This window comes from Methanothermococcus thermolithotrophicus DSM 2095 (genome assembly GCF_000376965.1).
GTDB lineage: Archaea > AGJL01 > Methanococci > Methanococcales > Methanococcaceae > Methanothermococcus > Methanothermococcus thermolithotrophicus.
The window spans coordinates 1-9,899 of sequence record NZ_AQXV01000015.1 but is presented as its reverse complement, the minus strand read 5'-3'; the positions used below and the strand labels follow the sequence as shown (position 1 = coordinate 9,899).

The following is a 9,899-nucleotide window of genomic DNA, read 5'->3' as shown; positions in this document are numbered from 1 at the left end:
AAATAAATATAAAATAAGACCAAATAACTCTTAAAATCGTTAAAAAAGTAAAAGGGCCGGGACCGGGAATCGAACCCGGGTCAGGGGATCCACAGTCCCCCAGGATAGCCACTACCCCACCCCGGCCACGCTATAGTGCAGGGGCAGGGATTTGAACCCTGGAACCACTACTGGACAGGATTCTAAGTCCTGCGTCTTTGGCCAGGCTCGACAACCCCTGCACAAAAAATAAAGTGCTCCGGCCGGGATTTGAACCCGAGTCGCGGGCTCGAAAGGCCCGCATGATTGGCCGGACTACACCACCGGAGCGCTTTATCAAATCCAAATTTATGGGACCGAAGGGATTTGAACCCTTGACCACTCGGTTATGAGCCGAGCGCTCCAACCAGGCTGAGCTACGGTCCCTTGTTTTTTTAAATCGGTTAATTGTTAAAAAAATGGCGCCCCCAGCAGGACTCGAACCTGCGACCTACGGATTAACAGTCCGTCGCTCTACCTACTAAGCTATGGGGGCTCTTCTTATTCACCCAATCAGCACAATAACAATTTCACTTCTAGTATATAAACTTTTCGGCGAAAAGTATTTATATAAGAAGATACATGCTTAGTTTGGATTCAGTTGGAAACATTGCCGAGGTAGTTCAGCCTGGGAGAACGCTGGACTGAAGATCCAGTTGTCGGGTGTTCGAATCACCCCCTCGGCATATTTATTTTAGGAATATTAATTTATAAATTTGAATACATTGATTATAATTTATTTTAAATTAGTGTAAATGTACATAATATGAAGTAATAATAAACCACTATTTTTTTCATAAAATAAATTATTAAAGGGAAATTATGAAGATTATTGGAAAAATGGGAAAAAACACTAAAAAAAACGTTGAAAGTGAAATTAGCTTCAGAATGTCTTTTTTAAAAAGGATAGCTAAAAATGCAAATATTGCAGAAGGAGAAAGGGCGGTTGAAGACATAATAAGATGTATCTACAGGAACCAGCCCATATCTACAAAAAAAATAGGCCAATACACAAAATTACCGCTTCCAATCGTGGCAAAGGTCAGATCATTATTGGAAAGACAGAAAATTTTAAAAAGGAATCCGAAAGGAGCAGTTCTCAAAGAAGAGGGAATTGATTTTGTTGAAAATCAGTTGAAACTTAAATTAAAACATGATTTAAAATGCCCAGTTTGCAACGGAAGAGGGATTGTTCTTGACGATGTCTTTGAAGAGATACTTAAAAAACATAAAACCTACTCAAAAATGAGACCTAAGGTAAACACGCTGATAGACCAGTCCTTTGCCACGGCTGAAACTGCAGTCCACAGGGCAGCTTTTATGGCAGATAGGGGAGATTTAGAAGGTAATAGAATACTTTTTGTTGGGGACGATGATTTAACTTCAATTCCTACTGCAATGAGTGGCTTATGCGAAGAGGTAGTTGTAGCAGATATTGATGATAGGCTTTTAGATCTAATAAAAAACATATCCAAAAAAGAAGATTTAAACATAAAAACAATAAAACACGATTTCAAAAATCCTTTAAGCGATGAACTAACAGAAAAATTTGATACGATATTTACTGATCCACCATATACCTTAAATGGATTGAAACTATTCCTATCAAGGGGTATCGAAGCATTAGGCAGTGAAGGAGTTGCTTATCTTGCATTTTCACACAAACCAATTAATGAATACTTAGAGCTCCAAAAAACTATCAATGAAATGGGCTTTGTAATATATGAATCAATACCTGGATTCAACTTTTATGAAGGTACTGAAATAATCGGAAATACTACATTCTTAGCAAGACTCATTGGAAAAAACCTTAAAAAAGTTGTTGGAGATACAGAAAAGATCTACACAGGTGAAGTCAAGCCTACTTTAAGATACTACAAGTGTGCAAAATGTGGACAGGTTTATGAAATTGGTGATGAAATTAACAGAATTGAAGACCTCGTTTGTGAATGTGGAGGAAAAAAATTCACCATGACAAAAAGAAAGAAAGTAACTAAAAAATAAAAATAAAATAGATGTAAAAAATATAATAATTATAAAAAAAATAATTAATTTTTATTTTATTCGGTGATTAAAACTGCATTTACTACGCCATCCTGTCCAGGTCTTGATGTAACTTTTGCTTTTCCTAATTCTGTTTCAATAATTGCTCCTTTTGTAACAATGTTTCTTCTGATGTAGTGTTTGTTTGCTTTGTTGTCCACTACGTCTGTTACAGCAACTTTTTTACATGTTTTGCTTACTGGATCGAATACGTTTGCGTAGTTTGTTCTTACCAATCTAACTTTTTCATTTCCGCCTCTGCATCTTACAACTTTTATTTTAACGTGATCGGCGATATGTGTTTCAGAAGGTTCTCTTCCCATTTCTCTTTTGTGTTTTTTAACAACAAGTTTGTATTTTCCACCGGTTGATTTTCTTCTACTTTTTCCTTGCCATACTCCCATAATAACACCATCTTTTTATTTATTATGCTTTTGTTTCATTTGTCTTTCTTATATTTTTATCATCCTACTAATATCACATTAGTGTTTGATAAGTTTGATAATAATTTAACTTAAATATATATTATCCCCATATGTATATAAAATCGAGAGGCCATGCGAGCATTTATTTAATTGAATTTATAATATAAAAAATTAACTATGTGGGGGTAGAATATAAAACTTTTCTATTTCGTAGTTTCGGAGGCTAGTATCTTCAAAATCGCCATTCTAACAGGTATTCCATAAAAGGACTGTTTAAAGTATCTTGCCTGAGGAAGTTTATCTACTTCAACATCTATCTCATCAACCCTTGGAAGAGGATGCATTATTATCAAATCCTTATCAGCAACATGTTCCTTTGTAAGTTTGTAGGTTCCTTTAACTTTTTGATACTCGTTTAAATCCGGGAATCTCTCTTTTTGTATTCTTGTCATATAGGCTACATCAACACCATCTAAATTAATATCGTCACTTTCATAAATGTTAACTTTTCCGTCTAAATCTTCAATTATTTCCCTCGGTATTCTGAGCTCTTCCGGTGAAATCAAATGTATTTCTACATCATCAAATAACGAAAGTGCATAACATAATGAATGTACTGTTCTTCCGTACTTTAAGTCTCCTATGAATGCAATTTTTATACCATCTATTTTGCCAATCTCTCTTTTAATTGTGTACAAATCTAATAGTGTCTGGGTAGGATGTTGGTTTGAACCATCTCCAGCATTTATAACTGGAACTTGGGAGTATTCACTTGCCAATCTTGCTGCCCCTTCAGATGGGTGCCGTATAACAATTATATCACTGTATCCGCTAACAACTCTTACTGTATCTATCAAACTCTCTCCCTTTGTAACTGACGTGTTTTTTATGTCTGTAAAACCGATGACATTTCCTCCCAATCTCTTCATTGCAGTTTCAAAAGAGAGTCTAGTTCTTGTAGAAGGTTCATAAAATAATGTAGCCAATATTTTTCCATTTAAACTTTGCATCTCTTTAATTTCCGATCTATTAAGTAGGTTTTCCATTTTTTCTGATTCATTCAATATTTTAAGAATATCTTCCTTTCCAATATCCCTCATAGATATTAAATGCTTCATTCAATCACCGTTTTATGTATTTAGGTAAACATATATAAAATTATACCCAATATAAAAATGAGGTGAACCTTATGGAATTAATTCAAGTACTTGGAATTCTTTTTGCACTCTTTGCAATTTCAAGGGTTATGATGCAGATTAGAAGAAATGCCATGAGTGTAGAATCAGGTTTATTTTGGGTCTTTATCTGGATATCTGTTATGTTAGTGGTCGTTTTCCCAGATTTCTTAGGTTATTTAGCGAATTTAGTTGGAGTAGGTAGGGGAGTTGATGTTTTAATTTATCTTGGGATTGTGGCGTTGTTTTATTTGATTTATAGATCATATACTAAAATCGAAAATCTTGAAAGAGAAATTACTAAAATAGTTAGAGAGATAGCAATAATAGAGAGGTATGAAAAAAAGGATGTGAAGAAAAATAATAAAGGTGATGGTATTGAATAACGCAACAAACAACATTGATAAAGAAGGCATATTAATGGAAGTGGGGCCCTACATTTCCAATATCGAATTCTTAAGAAATATCATAGCTGAGTCTAAAGATATGGATGATTTAAAACATAAATTGGAAGAGCTCCTAAAAAAAGAAACAGATATAACAAGAAAGACCGACATAAGAATAATGCTTGAAAAAATATTTTATTATTAGTGTCGAACATAACGGAATTTATACATTAAGATATTGCAAATTAGCTAAAAAGACATCATTTAAGCGAAGCGAAATGGTGTATTGGTTTTGGATCCAACCTTTTTAAAAGGTTGGAGATATATTATAATTTAGGCTTTCTATACTCTGTTTCAAAATCTTTATCGTATAGTTTTGAGTATTCATACCAATCAGGATCTAAAACGTCTCCAACGATTATTAAAGCTGTTTTTTTAATTCCTGCTTCTTTAACTTTTTCAGCAATATCATTTAGTTTTCCCCTTATTATCTTTTCATCTTCCCATGATGCATGGTAAACTACAGCTACAGGTGTTTCTTCAGGGTATCCTCCTTCAACAAGTTCGTTGCATACCTTTTCTATCATTCCCACACCTAAATATATTGCCATAGTTGCCTGATGCTTTGCTAAATTTTTGATTTTCTCCTTCTCAGGCTTTGGAGTCTTTCCTTCTGGTCTTGTAATAATTACAGTTTGTGAAACTTTCGGGAGTGTGAGCTCAGATTTTAAAGTAGCTGCTGCAGCAAATAATGAAGTAACCCCCGGAATAATCTCAACATCTATGTCGTATTTTCTTAATTCATCTATCTGTTCCTTAATAGCTCCGTAAATAGACGGATCGCCAGTATGTACTCTAACTACATTTAAATCATTTTTAATTCCTTCCACCATTACATTTACGATTTCATCCAAATCCATTGTAGCGCTGTTGTATATCTTGGCGTTCTTTTTGTTATATTCAAGAACCTCCTTATTAACAAGGGATCCTGCATAAACTATAATATCCGCATTTTCTATGGCTTTTTTACCCTTAACTGTAATTAGTTCTTTATCCCCGGGTCCTGCTCCAACTATAATTACCTTTTTCATTTTACTACCTCTATTCCTTACAATTTAACTACATTTAAGTTTATATTACGTTGGTGTTATATTATTTATCTATTGCATCCCTTTTTTCAATATTTCGGAAATTTCCCCGTAAATTACATTACTTTTACAGAAGTTAGGGAGATAAATTGCTGCCTTTCCTGAGTTAGTTGCCACATTCTTGTAACCCATATCCTCTATAGGAGCTACCACCATGCAGGTATCTGTAACTATCTTTCCGCCAGCATTTTCTATTATTTCGGTGTAACCCATTCTATCAGCTATCGATTTAATATGGATTGATGTACAAACCCACAAATCGCTCTTAAACTTTGCATTTTGCTCAGTTATAAAATCTACCACTTCTTTAATTTCATCCAAACTACAGTGTGGGCAACCTATACAAATTAGGTCCGGAGCTCCTGTAGTACTGTTTAATATTTCATACTCATTCTTAATATCCTCTTCAGTTATTGTTATTCTTTCAAGGTTTTCTTGAACTATTGGCATGCCCTTCTTAGCTTCAGGTGTAACATCCTCAACATGATAGAGTGCAACACCACCACTTGCCGCAAGAGCTGCCCCAAGGGCTTTTAATTGATCTGTTTTTATATGTTCGGCTTTTTTAAACTTGAAATAAGGAATTCCGTTTTTTACGATTTTACCTACTATTGAACCTAAGAGTCCAAATTCAAATTTAGTTTTACCTTTAGCATACGTTTCAAATTCAACCTCAACTATGTGTGTTGGACTTCTGTTTTCATCTAAATGATAGCCGTAACACGGTGTCTTACCCACAATTGCTGCTGCAAGTGCAGAAGGTCCCCCTTCCCTATTGGTCCTAGCTCCAATTACTGAATTTACATAACAAACTGCAGAAGATTCAGCCCAGGCTACATGGGAACCAAAAACTGGCACATTTCCGGTTAAATAAGGTGTGCAAGTACAGCTAATCTCAACACCCATTTTTTTAAAGCATTCTATAATTTCAAGCTGTTTTTTTGAAAATTCTTCTGGAAAACCTAATTCCTTATATCTCACAAGATCCATTCCAGCTGGATTGAGTGTTGTTGGAACTGAAACTTTAACACCTTTTTCTGCCAGGTCTTTTAAAAATTCTAATCCCTTTTCACCTATGGTTTTATATGAAACTCCTGAAACCTGAGCAGAGGATATTGGTACCAACTTCTCGGCACCGTAAATATCCCCTAAAGACACAAGGAGATTCATACATGTTTCAAGTGCTTCCCCATATTCTCCATTATACATTTTTTCTTCTTCCTTTGTAAGATACATAAATTTCACCATATATAGTTGTATAGATAAACTAAGCTTTCTATAAATGAGTTGTATTTTGATGAAAATATCAGATAGGTACACCATCTTTATAAGCTACTAAATTATATATAACCCACAATTTTAAACCATAAGTTTAAACTTATCATTCAATAATATCTTTTATTATAAAAATAATGACATAATAGAATTATTCCTCAATAGAGAGTTGTTTCAATGAAATCGAGCCATGTTTTTTAGAAATAAAAAGGTTTGGTGTCGAAGTAAATCCGAAGGATTTACTGACTCACAAAATCTTTTAGATTTTGTCGAGCGAACTGAAACAATATTTATAAACAGAAACCCAACCTTAGATTATTAACAACCTATAAAGCAGTTGGTTTATTTGAAAAAATGAAGCCAATTGCATGACCTGATGATTTACGGACAACAGTGGGATAATGAACGGAATTACTGTAAAACCTATAAGAACCAAATACATTGATAGAAATGAAGATTTCATTTCAGAAACTATTAATTCATTAAAAAGGGAAATGAAAAACGGTTTAACAATTAAAGACGGGGATTTTATAGTTGTAAGTGAAAAATTCATAGCCACAAGTGAAAACAACTTCGTTGATGAAAAGGATGCAAAACCTGGATTTTTGGCATACTTTTGTTATTACTGGTCAAAGTATCTCTGGGGCTACTTCCTTGGACCAATATTAAAAACAAGGAAAGACAGAATAAAAAATCTCAGAAAGATGCCAAAAAAAGAGACTTTAAAACACAAACAGGTTGTTATTGATTACGTCGGGTTAAGATATGCGTTGAAGCCTGCCTCTGAAGGTGGTGTAGATTTAACCAATGTTCCAGGGACTTATGCTGCATTACTTCCTAAAAATCCTGAAAAATCTGCCAAAAAACTATATGATGAAATCAAAAAGGAATTTGGGATTGATGTAGTTGTCATGGTTATAGACACAGATGCAACTTATAGATTTTATAAATGGTATGTAACCGCATTACCTATTGCAATGGATGGAATAATTTCAAAAATTGGAGTTTTAGGTTATGTTATTGGTAAAATTGCAGGTATTTTAAAAATAGGTGGATTATGTGGAGCCACGCCTTTGGCAGTTGTAGGCAATGAAGTCTATAAAGAATATCCAATTGAAAAACTTCTTTACATAGCAAATTTAGCCGATACATCCCAGGTGCCATATACTAAATCCATACACGATATTATGAAAAAATATAATACCTTTGAAATTACAGTGGATGTTTTAAAGGAGCTGGAACACTCTCCAGTAGTTGTAATTCGTTGTGATAGGTAATAATGTATTTATATAAATTATACTTTCCTATTCATCAATATGCCCTCAATTAATGATTTTATCATTATCTCGTGGGAAAGTTTGTAAATTTCAAATTCATCTTCGTTTTCCCTTTCAATTAACTCTAAGAGCTCTTTTGATAGTGAAACTTCCATACATTTATCCTTTGGTAATATATAAACAACTCTTCCATCCTCTAATTCTACTTCAGAACATTCTGATTTCATAGCCACTACTACTGAAGGTTTTTCTGAGTCTTTAAGATCTATTCTGATTTTTCGGCCCATAGATGATCCTTCTTTTTTCCATTCTTTTTTCTTTTCATTAATAAACTTAGTTAATTCATCTACATAAATGTTATTTAAACTATTTTTCCTTTTCCTAATTTCCCTGTAAAGATCCTCTAAGAGCTCCTGTGGATAGTATTCAATTACCCTTTTTAAAAACTTTAAATTTGATCCTATATCGTTTAAGGATTCCAAAACCACTTTTAACACTTCTTTTTCAATAAAACCACTTTTTATCAAAGTTAAAGCAGCTTCTTGGGATAGATTGAAATCATTTAGTTTTTCTTTTATATCCTCCAAATATCTTGATACATACTTTTGATCGTACATTCCAACATTTCCAATTATCTTTAATGCATGCCTAACTATCCAATAATCCCCTTCATTTAGCAGATTATATATCATATCAATATTTTTAACAATAATTTCAGGATCCACCATAGACAGGTTGTGAAGAAGATATACTGCAGGCTTTCTAATATCGTCATCTTCGTTTAGCAGGTTGTTGATATTCAGCCTTGTTTCAAATTTCTTTGGCTCTAAGAAGCACAACCTGCCCAGAGCAAACAAGGAATAAACTTTAATCATTTTACTTTCTGAACTTTCTAAATTAAGGTTTTTTATTAATTTATCCATTGAAGATTTGAAATAATAGGGCTTGTTCTTACTCAGCTTCCAGATGGCATATGCTGCACTTGTTCTGAGCTCCAAAGAATCGTCGTTTAAGTTACAAATTATTTTATGTGCCCTTTCTTCATCGATATCTATATTTTCAATATTTCCAAGAATTTTAAGTGCATTTATTTTAATGATGGGATTTTTATCGTCAAGACAACTAAACATGTCTTCAGAGTATCTCTCCACCAACTTTGGATTTACTTCACTTATATTTTTTAGAACCTCCATCAACACAGATTTTATCATTATTCTCTTTGTTATCTTGTCCATCAATTGAAACTTTGATTTACATTCTGGATTTAAGGTAATCTTTGCCAAAGAATACGCTGCTGAACATACTACATTTGGGTTGGCATCCTCTAACCTACTTACTATTTTATCAATATATTTTTTCACCATGTCAAAACATACAAGACCTATATTCCCCATTAAATCAAGAACATTCTTTCTAATTCTCCAGTCCTGGTCATCAAGTAGTTTTGCCACTTTAGGCATTATCCCTTCTATTATTCTTGGGTTTGAAACTGAAATCATGGATAAAGAACATATGGCTGCCAGCTTTAGCTTAAAATCTCCCCCAAGTGGTTTCTCAAACTTTGGAATGAGTTTAATTACCGTCTCTGGATCCTTAAATCCCAAACTTCCTACCATCAACATATCTCCAACGGTAGAGAGCTCGACATCTGTATGAATCGGGTTTATATTTTTTGAATCCATTGTATCATCAAAGTTATTATCTAGTTTGTTAAAATTAGGAATCCAGGATATCATAATATCACGATTTTGCTTGTATACGTATGTTGGATTTAAACCAATATATTGATTTTTTGCAGGTGATTATGTAGGTACCATTTATAGCATCGCCGAAAGTATTGCCAAAATCTACCTACATAAACACATACAAAAAGAAGTACAAAAAAAGTATTTATTTAGTAAAAAAGACATTACATTTTGGGGATATCCTAGAGATGAAGCCTAAGAGGAGAGGTTAAAATATATTCGACATTTGTCTTTGTAATTGCCCAATAGAAATACATTTCTAAATTTTTACAAACCGCCAAATAGCCTATGAATATACATGGGAGGTACAGTATGAAAATAGCACAGTTTATTAAAGACAAGAAGGGTGCCTCTGGTATTGGTACCTTAATTGTCTTTATTGCCATGGTATTAGTTGCTGCAGTTGC

General features: G+C 33.6%; 10 protein-coding genes and 6 tRNA genes. 6 read left to right on the top strand and 10 right to left on the bottom strand.

Features of this window, described 5'->3' with window-relative positions:
• Nucleotides 1-54: 54 nt before the first annotated feature.
• The 5 genes from F555_RS0100425 to F555_RS0100405 all read right to left on the bottom strand — a co-directional run bounded on the left by F555_RS0100425 (nucleotide 55) and on the right by F555_RS0100405 (nucleotide 514).
• Nucleotides 55-126: transfer RNA gene (locus tag F555_RS0100425), tRNA-His, on the bottom strand.
• A 10-nt stretch (nucleotides 127-136) separates the two neighbouring features.
• A tRNA-Leu gene (locus F555_RS0100420) sits at nucleotides 137-221 on the bottom strand.
• Between the two features lie 13 nt (nucleotides 222-234).
• Nucleotides 235-309 (bottom strand) — tRNA-Glu (locus F555_RS0100415).
• Nucleotides 310-330: 21 nt separating this feature from the next.
• Nucleotides 331-405 (bottom strand) — tRNA-Ile (locus F555_RS0100410).
• A gap of 33 nt (nucleotides 406-438) precedes the next feature.
• Nucleotides 439-514 (bottom strand) — tRNA-Asn (locus F555_RS0100405).
• A gap of 116 nt (nucleotides 515-630) precedes the next feature.
• On the opposite strand from F555_RS0100405, the gene F555_RS0100400 reads away from it, so the two are divergent.
• Both F555_RS0100400 and F555_RS0100395 read left to right on the top strand, forming a co-directional pair.
• Nucleotides 631-704, top strand: a tRNA-Phe gene (locus tag F555_RS0100400).
• A gap of 136 nt (nucleotides 705-840) precedes the next feature.
• On the top strand, nucleotides 841-2,022 hold the full coding sequence (locus F555_RS0100395) for a bis-aminopropyl spermidine synthase family protein (RefSeq protein WP_018153255.1): 1,182 nt from the start codon (nucleotides 841-843) through the stop codon (nucleotides 2,020-2,022).
• A gap of 56 nt (nucleotides 2,023-2,078) precedes the next feature.
• Here the strand turns inward: F555_RS0100395 and F555_RS0100390 are convergent, their stop codons facing one another.
• Nucleotides 2,079-2,465, bottom strand: coding sequence for a 30S ribosomal protein S8e (locus tag F555_RS0100390; RefSeq protein ID WP_018153254.1), 387 nt, complete (start codon nucleotides 2,463-2,465; stop codon nucleotides 2,079-2,081).
• A 224-nt stretch (nucleotides 2,466-2,689) separates the two neighbouring features.
• Nucleotides 2,690-3,604, bottom strand: a complete 915-nt coding sequence (pyrB, locus tag F555_RS0100385; RefSeq protein WP_018153253.1) for an aspartate carbamoyltransferase — start codon at nucleotides 3,602-3,604, stop codon at nucleotides 2,690-2,692.
• A gap of 71 nt (nucleotides 3,605-3,675) precedes the next feature.
• On the opposite strand from pyrB, the gene F555_RS0100380 reads away from it, so the two are divergent.
• Nucleotides 3,676-4,047 (top strand): DUF2304 domain-containing protein, encoded by a 372-nt coding sequence (locus F555_RS0100380; protein ID WP_018153252.1) that lies wholly within the window; start codon nucleotides 3,676-3,678, stop codon nucleotides 4,045-4,047.
• Nucleotides 4,040-4,252, top strand: coding sequence for a hypothetical protein (locus F555_RS0100375; protein WP_018153251.1), 213 nt, complete (start codon nucleotides 4,040-4,042; stop codon nucleotides 4,250-4,252). Before F555_RS0100380 ends, F555_RS0100375 begins: the two co-directional genes overlap by 8 nt.
• Before the next feature lie 121 nt (nucleotides 4,253-4,373).
• Here F555_RS0100375 and cobM read toward each other — a convergent pair whose 3' ends face one another.
• Nucleotides 4,374-5,138, bottom strand: coding sequence for a precorrin-4 C(11)-methyltransferase (gene cobM, locus F555_RS0100370; protein WP_018153250.1), 765 nt, complete (start codon nucleotides 5,136-5,138; stop codon nucleotides 4,374-4,376).
• Between the two features lie 69 nt (nucleotides 5,139-5,207).
• Nucleotides 5,208-6,431: an aconitase X gene (locus F555_RS0100365; protein WP_018153249.1), complete on the bottom strand. Its 1,224-nt coding sequence runs from the start codon at nucleotides 6,429-6,431 to the stop codon at nucleotides 5,208-5,210.
• Between the two features lie 440 nt (nucleotides 6,432-6,871).
• Between F555_RS0100365 and F555_RS0100360 the strand changes: the two genes are divergently transcribed.
• Nucleotides 6,872-7,747: a coenzyme F420-0:L-glutamate ligase gene (locus tag F555_RS0100360; protein WP_018153248.1), complete on the top strand. Its 876-nt coding sequence runs from the start codon at nucleotides 6,872-6,874 to the stop codon at nucleotides 7,745-7,747.
• A 17-nt stretch (nucleotides 7,748-7,764) separates the two neighbouring features.
• On the opposite strand, the gene F555_RS0100355 is transcribed toward F555_RS0100360, so the two are convergent.
• Nucleotides 7,765-9,483: a HEAT repeat domain-containing protein gene (locus F555_RS0100355; protein ID WP_018153247.1), complete on the bottom strand. Its 1,719-nt coding sequence runs from the start codon at nucleotides 9,481-9,483 to the stop codon at nucleotides 7,765-7,767.
• Nucleotides 9,484-9,804: 321 nt separating this feature from the next.
• On the opposite strand from F555_RS0100355, the gene F555_RS09275 reads away from it, so the two are divergent.
• Nucleotides 9,805-9,899, top strand: a 95-nt coding sequence (locus F555_RS09275) for an archaellin/type IV pilin N-terminal domain-containing protein (RefSeq protein WP_366246628.1), incomplete at its 3' end; no start/stop codon positions are given.

Coding starts and splice junctions, on each gene's coding strand:
- F555_RS0100395 (WP_018153255.1), top strand. CDS start 841: ATGAAGATTATTGGAAAAATGGGAAAAAACACTAAAAAAAACGTTGAA.
- F555_RS0100390 (WP_018153254.1), bottom strand. CDS start 2,465: ATGGGAGTATGGCAAGGAAAAAGTAGAAGAAAATCAACCGGTGGAAAA.
- pyrB (WP_018153253.1), bottom strand. CDS start 3,604: ATGAAGCATTTAATATCTATGAGGGATATTGGAAAGGAAGATATTCTT.
- F555_RS0100380 (WP_018153252.1), top strand. CDS start 3,676: ATGGAATTAATTCAAGTACTTGGAATTCTTTTTGCACTCTTTGCAATT.
- cobM (WP_018153250.1), bottom strand. CDS start 5,138: ATGAAAAAGGTAATTATAGTTGGAGCAGGACCCGGGGATAAAGAACTA.
- F555_RS0100365 (WP_018153249.1), bottom strand. CDS start 6,431: ATGTATCTTACAAAGGAAGAAGAAAAAATGTATAATGGAGAATATGGG.
- F555_RS0100360 (WP_018153248.1), top strand. CDS start 6,872: ATGAACGGAATTACTGTAAAACCTATAAGAACCAAATACATTGATAGA.
- F555_RS0100355 (WP_018153247.1), bottom strand. CDS start 9,483: ATGATATCCTGGATTCCTAATTTTAACAAACTAGATAATAACTTTGAT.